General features: G+C 70.7%; 13 protein-coding genes, 1 tRNA gene and 1 riboswitch. Of the genes, 10 read left to right on the forward strand and 4 right to left on the reverse strand.

The genetic code is table 11. The features are described from left to right. Positions 1-24 precede the first annotated feature (24 nt). Positions 25-195: riboswitch (cyclic di-AMP (ydaO/yuaA leader) on the forward strand. Positions 196-197: 2 nt separating this feature from the next. From ACZ4XJ_RS32770 to ACZ4XJ_RS32800, 7 genes are all read left to right on the forward strand, one after another. Beyond that, a complete protein-coding gene (locus tag ACZ4XJ_RS32770) occupies positions 198-950 on the forward strand; it encodes a transglycosylase family protein (protein ID WP_362877640.1) in 753 nt (250 codons plus the stop codon). Between the two features lie 403 nt (positions 951-1,353). Next, on the forward strand, positions 1,354-2,640 hold the full coding sequence (eno, locus tag ACZ4XJ_RS32775) for a phosphopyruvate hydratase (protein ID WP_326590032.1): 1,287 nt from the start codon (positions 1,354-1,356) through the stop codon (positions 2,638-2,640). 106 nt (positions 2,641-2,746) lie between these two features. Beyond that, a complete protein-coding gene (locus ACZ4XJ_RS32780) occupies positions 2,747-3,235 on the forward strand; it encodes an FtsB family cell division protein (protein WP_362877639.1) in 489 nt (162 codons plus the stop codon). 59 nt (positions 3,236-3,294) lie between these two features. Next, positions 3,295-3,855, forward strand: coding sequence for a DUF501 domain-containing protein (locus ACZ4XJ_RS32785; RefSeq protein ID WP_362877638.1), 561 nt, complete (start codon positions 3,295-3,297; stop codon positions 3,853-3,855). Then, the gene (locus ACZ4XJ_RS32790) at positions 3,852-4,823 is read left to right on the forward strand and encodes a Ppx/GppA phosphatase family protein (protein ID WP_362877637.1); all 972 of its coding nucleotides are present in this window, start codon (positions 3,852-3,854) and stop codon (positions 4,821-4,823) included. Before ACZ4XJ_RS32785 ends, ACZ4XJ_RS32790 begins: the two co-directional genes overlap by 4 nt. A 649-nt stretch (positions 4,824-5,472) precedes the next feature. Beyond that, positions 5,473-6,855 carry an NAD(P)/FAD-dependent oxidoreductase gene (locus ACZ4XJ_RS32795; protein ID WP_468498293.1) on the forward strand — a complete coding sequence of 461 codons (1,383 nt, stop codon included), beginning with the start codon at positions 5,473-5,475 and terminating at the stop codon, positions 6,853-6,855. Positions 6,856-7,022: 167 nt separating this feature from the next. Then, positions 7,023-8,396, forward strand: a complete 1,374-nt coding sequence (locus ACZ4XJ_RS32800) for a cyclopropane-fatty-acyl-phospholipid synthase family protein (protein ID WP_362877635.1) — start codon at positions 7,023-7,025, stop codon at positions 8,394-8,396. 95 nt (positions 8,397-8,491) lie between these two features. Here ACZ4XJ_RS32800 and ACZ4XJ_RS32805 read toward each other — a convergent pair whose 3' ends face one another. After that, positions 8,492-11,038, reverse strand: coding sequence for an ABC transporter permease (locus ACZ4XJ_RS32805; RefSeq protein WP_468498294.1), 2,547 nt, complete (start codon positions 11,036-11,038; stop codon positions 8,492-8,494). Positions 11,039-11,125: 87 nt separating this feature from the next. Further along, a complete protein-coding gene (locus tag ACZ4XJ_RS32810; RefSeq protein ID WP_362883246.1) occupies positions 11,126-11,890 on the reverse strand; it encodes an ABC transporter ATP-binding protein in 765 nt (254 codons plus the stop codon). Positions 11,891-12,329: 439 nt separating this feature from the next. Here ACZ4XJ_RS32810 and ACZ4XJ_RS32815 point away from each other — a divergent pair. Together ACZ4XJ_RS32815 and ACZ4XJ_RS32820 are read left to right on the forward strand one after the other, a co-directional pair. Next, positions 12,330-12,411, forward strand: a tRNA-Leu gene (locus ACZ4XJ_RS32815). Positions 12,412-12,548: 137 nt separating this feature from the next. Then, positions 12,549-13,403, forward strand: coding sequence for a Bax inhibitor-1/YccA family protein (locus tag ACZ4XJ_RS32820; protein ID WP_362883233.1), 855 nt, complete (start codon positions 12,549-12,551; stop codon positions 13,401-13,403). A gap of 173 nt (positions 13,404-13,576) precedes the next feature. Here ACZ4XJ_RS32820 and ACZ4XJ_RS32825 read toward each other — a convergent pair whose 3' ends face one another. Beyond that, complete coding sequence (locus ACZ4XJ_RS32825; protein WP_281206443.1) at positions 13,577-13,807, reverse strand: DUF4287 domain-containing protein; 231 nt, start codon at positions 13,805-13,807, stop codon at positions 13,577-13,579. Between the two features lie 101 nt (positions 13,808-13,908). Here ACZ4XJ_RS32825 and ACZ4XJ_RS32830 point away from each other — a divergent pair, with 101 nt between their 5' ends. Further along, positions 13,909-14,271, forward strand: coding sequence for a hypothetical protein (locus ACZ4XJ_RS32830; protein ID WP_362883231.1), 363 nt, complete (start codon positions 13,909-13,911; stop codon positions 14,269-14,271). Here ACZ4XJ_RS32830 and ACZ4XJ_RS32835 read toward each other — a convergent pair. After that, the gene (locus ACZ4XJ_RS32835; RefSeq protein WP_362883244.1) at positions 14,255-15,061 is read right to left on the reverse strand and encodes a hypothetical protein; all 807 of its coding nucleotides are present in this window, start codon (positions 15,059-15,061) and stop codon (positions 14,255-14,257) included. The two genes, ACZ4XJ_RS32830 and ACZ4XJ_RS32835, sit on opposite strands and share 17 nt — an antisense overlap. Between the last annotated feature and the right edge of the window lie 392 nt (positions 15,062-15,453).

The raw sequence follows: 15,453 nt of genomic DNA on the forward strand, positions 1-15,453 counted from the left end.
TGCCGGCGGACGGGGGGAACAGTCGTCGCGCAAGCGCCGAAGGCAGGAGCGGGGGAACCAAGGTAGGCGCCGGGAAGGGTCGTTGGAAGACGGCCGCGTACCGGCTTGGGGTTAAGCCACGTGCTCGACACGTGACCGGGCAACTCATCCGCCCGAACCCGACAGCTCACCTCGAAGGCGTCGGTGAGGAGAACTCCATGCTGCTTTCCGGCAAGGGCAAGCACCGTCGCGGCTCCAAGGCCGTCCGTATCGTCACGCTCGCCGGTGTCGCCGGTGTCGCCGTCGCGGCCCCGCTGATGGCCGCCGGTACCGCGAGCGCCGCGACCGTCTCCGAGTGGGACAAGGTCGCGCAGTGCGAGTCCGGTGGCAACTGGGCCATCAACACCGGCAACGGTTACTACGGCGGCCTGCAGTTCTCGGCCTCCACCTGGGCCGGCTACGGCGGCAAGGCGTACGCCGCCACGGCCAACCAGGCCAGCAAGTCCCAGCAGATAGCCATCGCCGAGAAGGTCCTCAAGGGCCAGGGCAAGGGCGCCTGGCCGCACTGCGGCAAGGGCCTGTCCAACGCCGCGTACAACGGCGGCGGCTCGACCACCACGCCCGCCAAGCCGAAGCCCGAGACGAAGCCGGCCAAGCCCGCCCCGGCGAAGCCCGCGAAGCCGGCCACGCCCGCCAAGCCGGCGACGCCGAAGGCCGAGCCGAAGCGCACCGAGGTCCCCGTCTCGCGCTCCGAGCGCGTCGAGACCCCGGCCGTCAAGCCGCAGGCCCCCAAGACCGAGGCCCCGGCGACCGGCAACGGCTCCTACGTCGTCAAGGCCGGCGACACCCTGGGCACCATCGCCCAGGCGAACGGCGTCAAGGGTGGCTGGGAGAAGCTCTTCCAGCTGAACAACGACACCGTCAAGGACGCCGACCTGATCTTCCCGGGTCAGAAGCTGAAGCTCAGCTGAATCACCGCACCACACCGCACGGCGGCCTGAACACCGCACGGCGGCGCACCACACCGCATGACACCGCATGACACCGCATCACGCGCGGTCCCGCAGCATGTCCACCGCCCGGCCCGCATCCCCTCGCGCGCCGGGCGGCGGCATGCTCGCGGTCATGTCCGGCGGCGCGTTCCGGGGCGGCTCCCGCGGCCCGTTCCGGAGCCGGCGCGGGCGGCCCTCCGCGGGCCGGAGCCCACTTTCTCAAGAGCCCTATGTCCTGGAAGAGGAGCATTCAGCCCCTATTTCGTCCCAGGACCCGGGCGGTCGGCGGGCCCAGTGCCCGGAGCCGGTTAGGCTCTAGGCGGCAAGGCCATCCCACGGCCTGACACGCCACCGCACACCCAGCGTCACATCCCAGAAGGAGATGCTCGTGCCGTCCATCGACGTCGTCGTAGCCCGGGAAATCCTGGACTCCCGAGGCAACCCCACGGTCGAGGTCGAGGTGGGCCTCGACGATGGCAGCACCGGCCGTGCTGCAGTTCCGTCCGGCGCCTCCACCGGTGCATTCGAGGCCATCGAGCTGCGTGACGGTGACCCCAACCGTTACTTCGGCAAGGGTGTCGAGAAGGCCGTCCTCGCCGTCATCGAGCAGATCGGCCCGGAGCTCGTCGGCTACGACGCCACCGAGCAGCGGCTGATCGACCAGGCCATGTTCGACCTGGACGCCACCGACAACAAGGGCTCCCTCGGCGCCAACGCGATCCTCGGCGTGTCCCTCGCCGTGGCGCACGCCGCGTCCGAGGCCTCGGACCTCCCGCTCTTCCGCTACCTCGGCGGCCCGAACGCGCACCTGCTGCCCGTTCCGATGATGAACATCCTCAACGGTGGGTCGCACGCCGACTCCAACGTGGACATCCAGGAGTTCATGATCGCCCCGATCGGCGCGGAGTCCTTCTCCGAGGCGCTGCGCTGGGGTGCCGAGGTCTACCACACCCTCAAGAAGGTCCTGCACACCAAGGGCCTCTCCACCGGTCTCGGTGACGAGGGCGGTTTCGCCCCGAACCTGGAGTCCAACCGCGCCGCGCTCGACCTCATCGTCGAGGCCATCAAGCAGGCCGGCTACGTCCCGGGCAAGGACATCGCGCTCGCGCTCGACGTCGCCGCGTCCGAGTTCTACAAGGACGGCAAGTACGAGTTCGAGGGCCAGTCCCGCTCGGCCGCCGAGATGACCGAGTACTACGAGGAGCTCGTCTCCGCGTACCCGATGGTCTCCATCGAGGACCCGCTGTACGAGGACGACTGGGCCGGCTGGAAGACCCTCACCGACAAGCTGGGCGCCAAGGTCCAGATCGTCGGCGACGACCTCTTCGTCACCAACCCGGAGCGTCTGGCCCGCGGCATCGAGGAGGGCTCCGCGAACGCCCTGCTCGTCAAGGTGAACCAGATCGGTTCGCTGACCGAGACCCTCGACGCCGTCGAGATGGCCCAGCGCAACGGCTTCAAGTGCATGATGTCGCACCGCTCCGGCGAGACCGAGGACGTCACCATCGCCGACCTCGCCGTCGCCGTGAACTGCGGCCAGATCAAGACCGGCGCCCCGGCCCGCTCGGACCGCGTCGCCAAGTACAACCAGCTGCTGCGCATCGAGGAGATCCTCGACGACGCCGCCGTGTACGCGGGCCGCTCCGCCTTCCCGCGCTTCAAGGGCTAAGGGCCAATCAGCGCCTCGCGGCGCCGGCCTCCGTACGTCCCCGCACTCGGTCCCGTACCGTGTGCGGGGACGTATTGCGTAGCGCGCATCCAGGGGAGGCGGGACCATGGCCGGGAACCGGGACCGGTTCTCCACCTTCTCGACGGCGACCAGGCTCAAGCAGCTCGGTGAGCGGACCGCCGCGCACGTCTACCGCTCGCAGACGCGGCGCCAGGTCCGCCGCAGCCGGCTCACCGGCCGGGCCGCGTTGCTGGTCCTCGTCCTCTGTACCCTGGTCGTCGCCCTCGCGTACCCGATGCGCCAGTACGTGTCCCAGCGCTCGGAGATCGCGGACCAGCAACGGAACGCGGTCGACGCGTACAAGCGCCTCGAACAGCTCCGCGACGAGAAGGCCCGCTGGCAGGACCCGGCCTACGCGGAGCAGCAGGCGCGCAAGCACCTGCACTTCCTGCGCCCGGGCGAGACCGGCTACATCATGAAGGACCCCGGGGCCGAGGCCCCGGAGCACCGCCGCGGTGGGCAGGCCGGTTCCGACCGGCCCTGGTACTCCAACGTCTGGGACGGGGTCGACAAGGCCGACCGCCCCGGCGACTGAGCGCGTACCCGCCCGCCCCGCACCCACCACCCACGAGACCGAAGAGACTTCCTCCAGGCATGCAGACGCCCCCGCCCCAGACCGACCGGACCGAGCCGACCGACGCGGACATCGAGGCGTTCGAGCAGCAGCTCGGCCGCCCCCCGCGCGGACTGCGCGCCATCGCGCACCGCTGCCCCTGCGGGCAGCCGGACGTCGTCGAGACCGCGCCCCGGCTCCCCGACGGCACCCCCTTCCCCACGCTGTACTACTTGACGTGCCCGCGCGCGGCCTCCGCGATCGGCACGCTGGAGGCCAACGGCGTGATGAAGGAGATGCAGGCCCGGCTCGCCGAGGACCCGGAACTCGCGGCCGCCTACCGGGCCGCGCACGAGGACTACATCCGGCGCCGCGACGCCATCGACGTGCTCCAGGGCTTCCCGAGCGCCGGCGGCATGCCCGACCGGGTCAAGTGCCTGCACGTGCTCGTCGGTCACTCGCTGGCCGCGGGCCCGGGCGTGAACCCGTTCGGCGACGAGGCGCTGGCGATGCTGCCCGAGTGGTGGGCCAAGGGCGCCTGCGTCACCCCGTGCGGCGAGAAGACCGAGGAGGCCGACGAGAAGGCCGAGGGTTCCCCGTGACCCGGGTCGCGGGCATCGACTGCGGCACCAACTCCATCCGCCTGCTCGTCGCGGACTGCGACCCGGCGACCGGTGCGATGACCGAGCTGGACCGGCGGATGACCATCGTCCGCCTCGGCCAGGGCGTGGACCGCACCGGCCGGCTCGCCCCGGACGCGCTGGAGCGCACCTTCGCGGCCTGCCGCGAGTACGCCGCGGTGATCAAGGACCTCGGCGCCGAGCGGGTCCGTTTCGTGGCCACCTCGGCCTCCCGGGACGCCGAGAACCGGGACGAGTTCGTCCGCGGCGTCCTCGACATCCTGGGCGTCGAGCCCGAGGTGATCTCCGGGGACCAGGAGGCGGAGTTCTCCTTCACCGGCGCCACCAAGGACCTCACCGGCGCCGGGCCGTTGGAGCCGCCCTTCCTGGTGGTGGACATCGGCGGCGGCTCCACCGAGTTCGTCGTCGGTGGGGAACACGTGCGCGCGGCCCGCTCGGTGGACGTCGGCTGCGTCCGGATGACCGAACGTCACCTCGTGGTGGACGGCCGGATCACCGACCCGCCCACGGCCGCGCAGATCGCCGCCGTACGGGCCGACATCGAGGCGGCGCTGGACCTCGCGGCCGAGACCGTCCCGCTGGCCGAGGCCCGCACCCTGGTCGGCCTGGCCGGCTCGGTGACCACGGTCGCCGCCATCGCCCTCGGCCTGGACGCGTACGACTCCGCGGCGATCCACCACTCCCGGATCCCCTACGAGCGGGTCCGCGAGATCACCGAGCGCATGCTGACCTCCACCCACGCGCAGCGCGCGGCGATCCCCGTCATGCACGCCGGCCGGGTGGACGTCATCGGCGCCGGCGCCCTGGTCCTCCTCGCGATCATGGAGCGCACCGGGGCCCGCGAGGTCGTCGTCTCGGAACACGACATCCTCGACGGCATCGCGATCAGGACCGCGGAAGAGGCCGAGGCCGACAAGCGACGGGTCTGACCTGACCGACCGCTGAAAGACGGTGCTCCGGTCGACCGACCGGAGCACCGCCGTCGTGTCCGGACCCGCATGTCGCGGTGGATGCGGACTCACATGCTGCGGTGTCAGTGCGGCGAGGATGCGCATCGCGGCCGGCCTGTCGATGGCCCGGCATCGCCCGATCCTGCTCGGTCAGGGTTCAGCCGTGGCTCCGACCGTCCTCCAGGGGCGCCGGAGGATCGTGGTCCGGGCGAGAACCGTCAGTGCGGCGGCAGTGCGGAGCGCGTCGGGGAGGGCCCCGGCGGCCCTTGCGGGGGCCGAAAGTCCCCCTGCCCACATGAACTTCGTGAAGTTCTTCACAAGGAATCCGAGCCGCTGGACCCACATTGGGGCCCCTTCGGGGCCGGCAGGTGGCCTTCGAGGGTGTGTTCGTGTGAATGGTGGACATCCGGGGAGGTCGCCGGTAGGTATCCACCAACCCGGTGGTCTACTCCGCTCAAGGGCCTGGAGGCCAGTTCAGGACGGGTGAACAACGATTCCCGCCACCCCTCGGTTCCCGTTCCGTCCCATGACCTGGGTCACGTGGGCCGCGCAGTGTAGCAGAGGTGTCATATCACCTTGTGAAGGGGCTCACGAGCGTCACCCCTGAGGGTGCTGGATACTCATTCTCATGAGCACCACGGAGCGTCCCAGGATCCTCGTTGTAGGAGGTGGGTACGTAGGCCTGTACGCAGCCAAGCGCATCATGAAGAAGATGCGCTACGGCGAGGCGACCGTCACGGTCGTCGACCCGCGCTCGTACATGACCTACCAGCCCTTCCTCCCCGAAGTGGCCGCAGGCAGCATCTCGCCTCGGCACGTCGTCGTCCCGCTGCGACGCGTGCTGCCCAAGGCAGAGGTCCTCACCGGCCGGGTCACGACCATCGACCAGGACCGCAAGGTCGCCGTCGTCACGCCGCTGGTCGGCGAGGCGTACGAGCTGCCTTTCGACTACCTGGTGATCGCGCTCGGCGCCGTTTCCCGCACCTTCCCGATCCCCGGCCTGGCCGAACAGGGCATCGGCATGAAGGGCGTGGAAGAGGGCATCGGCCTGCGCAACCACGTACTCGAACAGCTCGACAAGGCCGAGTCCACGACGGACGAGAACGTCCGCCGCAAGGCCCTCACCTTCGTCTTCGTCGGCGGCGGCTTCGCCGGTGCGGAGACCATCGGTGAGGTCGAGGACATGGCCCGCGACGCCGCCAAGTACTACGCCACGATCAAGCGCGAGGACATGCGCTTCATCCTGGTCGACGCGGCGGACAAGATCCTTCCCGAGGTCGGGCCGAAGCTCGGCACCTGGGGCAAGGAGCACCTCGAGTCGCGCGGCATCGAGATCTACCTCAACACCTCCATGGACTCCTGCGTGGACGGCCACGTGGTGCTGAAGAACGGCCTCGAGGTCGACTCCAACACCATCGTCTGGACCGCCGGCGTCAAGCCGAACCCGGTGCTGGCCCGCTACGGCCTGCCGCTGGGCCCGCGCGGCCACGTCGACGCCGACCCGACCCTCCAGGTCAAGGGCACGGACTACATCTGGACCGCGGGCGACAACGCCCAGGTTCCGGACGTCGCCGCCCGCAAGGCCGGCGTGGAGAACGCCTGGTGCCCGCCGAACGCCCAGCACGCGCTGCGCCAGGCGAAGGTCCTCGGCGACAACGTGATCTCGGGCATGCGGGGCTTCCCGCAGAAGACGTACGAGCACTCCAACAAGGGTGCGGTGGCGGGCCTCGGCCTCCACAAGGGCGTCGCGATGATCGTCATGGGCAAGATGAAGATCAAGCTCAAGGGCCGGCTCGCCTGGTACATGCACCGTGGCTACCACGGCATGGCCATGCCGACCTGGAACCGCAAGATCCGCGTCTTCGCCGACTGGACCCTCGGCATGTTCCTCAAGCGCGAGGTGGTCTCCCTCGGAGCCCTCGAAACCCCGCGCGAGGAGTTCTACGAGGCCGCCAAGCCGGCGCCGGCCCCCGCGGCCGCCGCCCCGGCCGAGAAGGCCAAGGCCTCCTGATCCGGCGCGGCCCGGCAGGAACCTGAGCACGACCCGTACGTCCCCGAAGGGGCCTCCCGCCATCCGTGGTGCGGGCGGCCCCTTCGGCGTACCCCGCCGCGGGCGGCCGATTGGCGCGGATCGGAAGTGGGTAGGCCGTTCGGTCGGAACTTCTGGAGGTGCCTGCGATGACCGACGCCGCGCCGCGGCTGGCCGCTCTTGCCGAAACACTGTTGGGCGCCCCCCTGCCCGTCCGCATACGGGCCTGGGACGGCACCGAAGCCGGCCCCGCGACGGGCCCCGTCCTGGTCCTGGTGAACCGTCGGGCCCTGCGCCGCATGCTCTGGAAGCCGGGCGAGCTCGGGCTGGCCCGGGCCTACGTCGCCGGCGACCTGACCGTCGAGGGCGACCTCTTCGAACTGCTGGACCGGGTGGGCGGCCTGCTCTGGGAGCGGGAGTCCGCCTCGGCGCCCACCACCCTGCCGAGCGGGCCGGCCAAGCTCGCCGCGCTGCGCCCGTTCCTGCCCGTCCGGGCCGCCGGCGCCGCCGACACGGCGGTGCTGCTGCGCGACCCGGACGTACGGGCCGCCGTGCGCGAGCTGGTGACCCTGGCGCGCCCCTGGGCGGCGCCCGCCCCGCCGCCCGAGGAGGCTCCCCGTCGCGGCGGGCCCGCGCACTCCAAGGGCCGCGACCGGCAGGCGATCAGCCACCACTACGACGTGGGCAACGAGTTCTACGAGCGCGTGCTCGGCCCCTCGATGGTCTACTCGTGCGCCTACTGGGCCCCGGGCGGCACCCTGGAGGACGCCCAGCGGGACAAGCTCGACCTGGTCTGCCGCAAGCTCGGCCTGACCCCCGGCACCCGGCTCCTCGACGTGGGCTGCGGCTGGGGCTCCATGGCCCTGCACGCGGCCCGCGAGTACGGGGCCTCGGTCACCGGCATCACCCTGTCCCGGGAGCAGGCCGCGTACGCCCGCAAGCGGGTCGCGGACGAGGGTCTGACCGACCGGGTCGAGATCCGGGTGCAGGACTACCGGGACGTCAAGGACGGCCCCTACGACGCCATTTCCTCGATCGGGATGGCCGAGCACGTCGGCGCCGACCGCTACCGCCAGTACGCCCGCACCCTGCACGCCCTGCTGGCCCCCGGCGGCCGGTTGCTGAACCACCAGATCGCCAGACCTCCGGAGCCCGACGAAGAGGCGCACCGGATCGACGAGTTCATAGACGCCTACGTCTTCCCCGACGGCGAGCTCTCCCCGCTCGGCACCACCGTCGGCGAGCTGGAACGGGCCGGTTTCGAGGTCCGCGACGTCGAATCGCTGCGCGAGCACTACGCGCTCACCCTGCGCGCCTGGGTGACCCGGCTGGAGGACCACTGGGACGAGGCCGTCCGGCTGACCTCGCCCGGCCGGGCCCGCGTCTGGCTGCTGTACATGGCGGCCTCCGCGCTCGGCTTCGAGCACGCCCGCCTCGGCGTGAACCAGGTCCTCGCGGTCCGGCCGCGCACCGGCGGGGCCGCCGACCTGCCGCTGCGCACGCGGACCTGGGGCGCCGCGTAGGCACACGGCCCCGCGCGGGACGCGAGGGACACGGAGGGGCCCCGGGGCGAACGCCCCGGGGCCCCTCCGTGTCCCTGGTACCGCCGGCCGGCGGGCTACTCGGTCTTGATGGCGGTCAGCATGTTCAGCCGGGCGGCGCTGCGGGCCGGCCACATGGCGGCGAGGACGCCGACCACCGCGGCGAGCAGGAGGAAGATGCCGATCCGGTCGTAGGGCATGACCAGCTCGTAGTTCGGTACGGACTTGGCGAGCGTGGTGCCCACCGCCCAGGCGAGGAAGACGCCGATGGCCACGCCGAGGACCGCGCCGAACAGGGAGATCACCACGGCCTCCAGGCGGATCATGTTCTTGACCCGGCCGCGGTCGAGGCCGATCGCCCGCAGCATGCCGATCTCCTGGGTCCGTTCGAAGACGGACATCGCCAGGGTGTTGACCACGCCCAGCACCGAGATGATCAGTGCCATGCCGAGCAGTCCGTACATGATGTTCAGCGCGGTGTTGACCATGCCGCCCATCTCGTTGCGCATGTCCTGCCGGGTGACGACGCTCATCGCCGGGTTCTTGCCGAGGGCGTCGACGACGGCCCGCTGGTTGGCCTTGGTCTCGCCGCCGGTGGTGTTGACGTACACCTCGCGGATGTACTGGTCCTCGCTGTGCTGGGCCAGCACCTTGTTGTCGAGGACGTACGGGGACAGCAGGCCTTCGAGGTCCTTGTAGACCGCGCCGACCTTCAGGGCGCCCTTGCGGCCGTCGTCGAAGGTGACGTCCAGGGTGGAGCCCGCCGTCAGCTTCTGCTCCTTCGCGGTGCTCTCGGCGACCGCGACCTCACCCTTGACCAGGCTGTCCAGCGAACCGCTGGTGACCTCGATGTTCAGCAGGCGGCCGATGGTGGCCGGGTTGACGCCCGAGGCCGACCGGAAGGACTCGCCGACCTTGAACCAGCCGTCGGCCTGCACCGAGACGGCCTCGACGCCGGGGGCCTTGGCCAGGGTCTCGGCCACCGTCCTGTCGAGGCCGCCGATGCCGCCGGACATGGTGACCTTGTAGTCGGCCTTGAGCTTGTCCGTGCTCATCCGGTCGACGGCCTTGCCCATGGTGACGCCGAGCACCGACATGGTGGTGACCAGGGTCAGCCCGATGGCCAGCGAGGCGGCGGTGACGGCGGTGCGGCGCGGGTTGCGCACCGCGTTCTGCGCGGCCAGCTTGCCGGGGACGCCGAACAGCTTCTGCAGCGCGGGGCGGACGGCGGCGATGGCCGGCTTGGAGAGCAGCGGGAGCAGCACGATCATGCCGAGGAGCATGAAGAACGCGCCGCCGCCGATGACCATGCGGCCGTCGCTCTTCATGGACACGCCGAGGAAGACGACCCCGATGCCGAGGGCGCTGATGACGCAGCCGAACACGTTGCGCAGCACCAGCGACTTGGCGCTCGCCGGCAGGTGGGCGCTGCCCATGGCGGCGACGGGGGCGATCCGACCGGTGCGCCAGGCGGGCAGCAGCGCGGCGAGGGTGGTGACGAGGACGCCGATGACCAGCGCGGCGACGATGGTGACGGGGGCGATCACGAGTTCGCCGCCGGGGATCTTGGCGCCGATCGCGTCCATCAGGGAGCGCATGCCGGCCGCGAGGCCGATGCCGCTGACGAGACCGATGGCGGCCGAGACGGCGCCGACGACGAGGGCCTCGGCGAGCACCGAGCGCATGACCTGACCGCGGTTGGCGCCGACGGCGCGCAACAGGGCCAGTTCCTTGGTGCGCTGGGTGACCAGCATGGTGAAGGTGTTGTAGATGAGGAAGACGCCGACGAAGAGGGAGATGCCGGCGAAGGCGAGCAGCATGGTGCTCATGCCGCTCATCTGCTTCTTGATGTTGGCGGCCTCCTCGGCGGCGAGCGCGACGCCGGTCTGGGCCTTGGCGTTCTTGGCGAGGAGGGGCTCGATGTCGGCGAGCAGCTGCTCGGCGGAGGTGCCCGCCTTGGCGCTGACGGAGAGCTCGTCGTAGAAGTCGGGCTGGAGGTAGAGCTGCTGGGCGACCCGGGTGTCGAAGAGCACCAGGCTGCCGCCGGCGTTGACGGCGCCGTCCTCGGTGGTGAAGACGCCGGTCAGGGCGAATTCCCGGACCGGGCCGTTGGTGGCGACGCGGACCTTGTCGCCGACCTCGTACTTGCCCTTGGCGGCGGTTTCCCTGTCCAGGGCGATCTGGTCGTCCTTGGTGGGGCCGGCGCCGGTGGTGAAGGTGTAGCGGGGGTCCTTGCCGTCCTTGACGGGGGCGTAGTTGGAGCCCTTGTTGGCCCAGCCCGAACCGATCAGCTTGCCGTCCTCGTCGCCGACGCCGGCGAAGCCGGACACCCGGCCGGAGACGGCGTCGACGCCCTTGACGGCCTTGACCTTGTCGAGGGTCTGCCGGCTGATGCCCGGCTCCCCCTCCTTCTGGCCCTCCTCGTTGCGGCCCTGGCCGTAGGAGGTGACGGAGACGGCGACGCCGTCGTAGCTCTTGGCCGACTGGCCGGACAGGGCCTTGCTGAGGGTGTCGGTGAAGATGAGGGTGCCGGAGACGAAGGCGACGCCGAGGGTGACGGCGAGCACCGTCATCAGCAGCCTGGCCTTGTGCGCGAGGACGTTGCGCAGGGCGGTACGGAACATGGGGATATCAGTCCTGGTGGGCTGGAAGTCTGGAGGAGGTCTTCGGGGGCGGCGGGGGCTCGCGCGGCGCGCGGTGCGCCCCGGGGTTCAGCTGGTGCGGCCCTTGGCGTCGAAGGCCTTCATCCGGTCCAGCACGCCGTCGGCGGTGGGGTGGGCCATCTCGTCGACGATCCGGCCGTCGGCGAGGAAGATGACGCGGTCCGCGTAGGAGGCGGCGACCGGGTCGTGGGTGACCATGACGACGGTCTGGCCGAGCTCGCGGACCGAGTTGCGCAGGAAGCCGAGGACCTCGGCGCCGGAGCGGGAGTCGAGGTTTCCGGTGGGCTCGTCACCGAAGATGATCTCCGGACGGGAGGCCAGGGCGCGGGCCACGGCCACGCGCTGCTGCTGGCCGCCGGAGAGCTGGGTCGGCCGGTGCGAGAGCCGCTCGGAGAGGCCGACCATGGCAATCACGGTGTCCAGCCACTGCTTGTCGGGCTTGCGGCCCGCGATGTCCATCGGCAGCGTGATGTTCTCCAGGGCCGTCAGGGTCGGCAGCAGGTTGAAGGCCTGGAAGATGAAGCCGATCTTGTCCCGGCGCAGCTGGGTCAGCTGCTTGTCCTTGAGGGAGCCGAGCTCGGTGTCGCCGATGCGGACCGAGCCGGAGGAGAAGGTGTCCAGTCCGGCGACGCAGTGCATCAGCGTGGACTTGCCGGAACCCGACGGGCCCATGATCGCGGTGAACTGGCCCTGCGCGAACTCGACGGAGACGTTGTCCAGCGCGACGACCCGGGTCTCGCCCTGGCCGTACACCTTGGACAACTGCGTCGCACGGGCGGCCGAGGCCTGGAGGGTGTGCGGGGCGTAGTTCATGGCGGTCAAGGGGGGACTCCTGTCGGGCGGACTGCGGAACGGCGGGACGGTTCCATCCTCACGGCGACCCCCGGGGTTCCGGATCAGCCGAGGTGCCCGTTCGCAGGCCCACTGGAGTCTGACCGGACGTCGGCCGGACTCCTCCTTTGGTATGACAGTCACCCTGAGGGTGTCCATGTCACCGCCCGACCGGCACGCGGCGGTCGGGGCCGGCCGGGGGGTGGCGGAAGGGGTGGCGGGAGGCGGCGAAATCACGTCAATCCCGCGCCAGCGACAGGCCTCGTCCGGAACGGGGCCGACCGTGACTTATCGGCCCTGACGCCCCCTCAATCACCAATAAAATCAGACAACATCGGATAGACGGCCGTCTGGCGCCGAGGGCGTTCCGGATAGGCTCGCGTCAGCGTTCAAGGCTTTTCCACGGGGCCCGCTGCGCCTTGCCCGGATGGTGGAATGCAGACACGGCGAGCTTAAACCTCGCTGGCCCTCGGGCCGTGCCGGTTCAAGTCCGGCTCCGGGCACTTCAGCAGCCGTTCCGTTTATCCTCTGCGCCCGACCGCGCCTTCTCCTAAGATCCTCCTCCAGCGGTAGGGTGCTTTTTTTGCGAGCGCATTACTCTTGAGAACAAGGCTGCACACGGTGGCCATGGAGGAGTGAGATGAGGAGCAGTAACCCGGTCTTCTCGCGACGGGGGTTCAGCCGCGACAACGGCGGCTACGCGGGCTTCGAGGCGCAGCACGCGCAGGCCGGGACCGCGACCAACCCGTACGCGACGAATCCGTACGCCACCGACCCCACCACGGGGATGCCGGCGGCGCCGGCCAACCACAACGCGATGACCATCGACGACGTCGTGAGCCGTACGGCCATGACGCTCGGCACCCTGGTCGTCACCGCGGCGCTCGCCTGGATCTTCCTTCCGGTCGACGCGGCCAACCTGAACGTCTCCTACGGCATCGCCATCGGCGCGATGCTCGTGGCGTTCGTCTTCGCGATGATCCAGTCGTTCAAGGCGAAGGCCTCGCCGGGGCTCATCCTGGCCTACGCCGCCTTCGAGGGCGTCTTCCTCGGGGTCATCAGCTCGGCCACCAGCACGTACTTCGGCGCCGGCGTGGTCATCCAGGCCGTCATGGGCACGATGTGCGTCTTCGCGGGCGTGCTCTTCGCCTACAAGATGCGCTGGATCCGCGTCACCCGCCGCTTCACCGGCTTCGTGATGGCCGCGGCCGTGGGCTTCATGCTCCTGATGCTGACCAACCTGCTGATCACGCTCATCGTGGGCGGCGACGGCCTCGGACTCCGCAGCGGCCCCCTGGGCATCCTGTTCGGCGTCATCGGCATCATCCTCGGCGCCTGCTTCCTCGCCCTCGACTTCAAGCAGGTCGAGGACGGCGTCGCCTACGGCGCCCCGCGCGAGGAGGCCTGGCTGGCCGCCTTCGGTCTCACCACCACCCTCGTGTGGATCTACATCGAGATGCTCCGGATCTTCCAGATCCTCTCGGGCAACGACTAGCCGGACCGCCCCGGGGCGCACACGGCACCGCAGCACGGGGAAGGCCCCGCGAGCACACCGCTCGCGGGGCCTTCCCGCGTTCAGGACGGACGTCGGAGGTCGGACGGGGATCGGTGGTCGGGTTGCGGGCTCAGGGGGGCGGGTGGCCGTGGCGGGCGACCGCGGCGGCGGCCTCAGCCGAACCGGCGGGCGGCTCTGCGCAGGTCGTGCTCGTGGATGATCGCCTTGGCCTGGCCGTGCGACAGTTCGTGCGCGCCGCGCAGCCAGCTGACCTTCTCCTCGAACCGGAGGAGGGACGGGCCCTCGTCGACGGCGCGGAGCCAGTCGGAGATCTCACGACCGGTGCTCTGCGGGATTCTGTCGATCATGTTGCGGTGGGTCTGTTCGGAGAACTCTACGGACATGGGCGCCTCCGGAGGTATCGCCGTGCTGTTCTCTTCACGCCACCGTGCCGGCGAGTTCGCCCGTTGGCAATGGCGCGGTAGCGGCGCGTAAGGTCGGCCGGGTGCTCGATACCTCACCCCTGACCGTCGCCGTGGAACGATTCGCCGACCGCCTGAGGGCGGCTCCGCAGAGCCGACTGCAGCGCGGCGCCGCGGAACAGGCACTGGCCCTGGCCCGGGAGCTCGCCGTGCGGGCACAGCGGCTGGAGGAGGCGGCGTCGCAGGCCGGGCGGGGGGCGGCTCCGGCGCCCGCGCGCGAGGTGCCGGACGCGGGGATCTTCGTCGTGGGGGACCAGCTGTCGGTGACCGGCCTGGACCTCGCGGAGGCCCTGCGCGCGGCCCCGGACGCCGGAACGGCCCCGTCCGTACTGCTGGACGAGGCCGTGGAACTGGTGGAGCGGGCGGAAGTCAGAGCGATGCGATGACGCGGTCCGCGAGGATGTAGACGTTGCTGTCGGGGTCCTCGGAGTCCCCGCAGGAGAACGTGAGCGCGTACGCGCCGGAAATCCCGGACCCGCCCAGCAGGACGGGCGCGGTGCCGGCCCGCAGGGCCTCGGAGAGGCGCTCGGCCGTCTCCCGGTGGCCCGGGGTCATGCACAGCGTGGTGCCGTCCGTGAAGACGTACACGTCCAGGGTGCCCAGCGGGCCGGGACGGACGTCCGCGAGGGCCGTACGGGCCTCCGCGAGCTCCTCCAGGCGGTTCACCGTGCGCTCGTGGTCCGCGCCGTGGTGCGCCTGCACCGGTACGAAGTCGGGGTGCGAGGGGTGGCGCCGGCGGGCGGCGGCCAGTTCGGCCGAATCCTCCGGGTACTCGTCGGCGAATTCCTCGCCGAGCACCGGCTCCAGCCCGACCAGGTCCGCCTGCCGGGGCAGGAAGACCGGGCCGTCCTCGCCGAGCCCGGGCAGGCCGCCCAGCAGCGAGGGGGCGTCGGCGGCGTCACGGGCCTCCTGCGCGGCCCAGAAGGCCCGCGCCTCGGCCAGCTCCCGCTCCCGCTCCTCGGCGAGGGCTTCGGCCACGGCGGCTCGTATCTCGGCTGCGGGGGACTCCACGGCGCTGCGGGCGTGCGGGACGGCTGCGGCGGCGCGCGGACGGGCCGGCAGGGCCAGCTCACCGCGCAGGGCGGTGACCTGCTTGCGCAGCCCGTGTACGGCGTGCAGCGCAGCAGCGCCCACGGCCGTGGCAGCGGCCGTGGTCAGCAGCAGGGCAAGAGACATGGCGCTCACTGGCTTACTCCCGATTGATTCGATCCCCCGACTTCCTACATCAGCTTGTCCTCTGCTGGGAATGGCGTGCAGTGCATTACGTCATGAATTGGACAGGTCTTTCGTCCTCGGGGCACCAGGGGGAGGGTGCCTGAGCTGGGCAAATACCGATCCCCCAGGACAAAGGTCACATCCTGGGGGAGATTCGGTCACAGGTCGGCCGCGACGGGGTTAGATCCGACGTCAGTAGAGCTCACTCATCTGGAGTATCCCTTGCGGCATCAGGGGTTCCGCCTTGATCGCCCATGGAAACCCGGCGATCGTGACGATCCGGACACCCTACGCTACGACGCGCTTCGACCCGCTCGACTCGGCCGGCCTCAGCTCAGCCGCGGGCTTTTTTG

This window comes from Streptomyces sp. NPDC029836 (assembly GCF_055574495.1).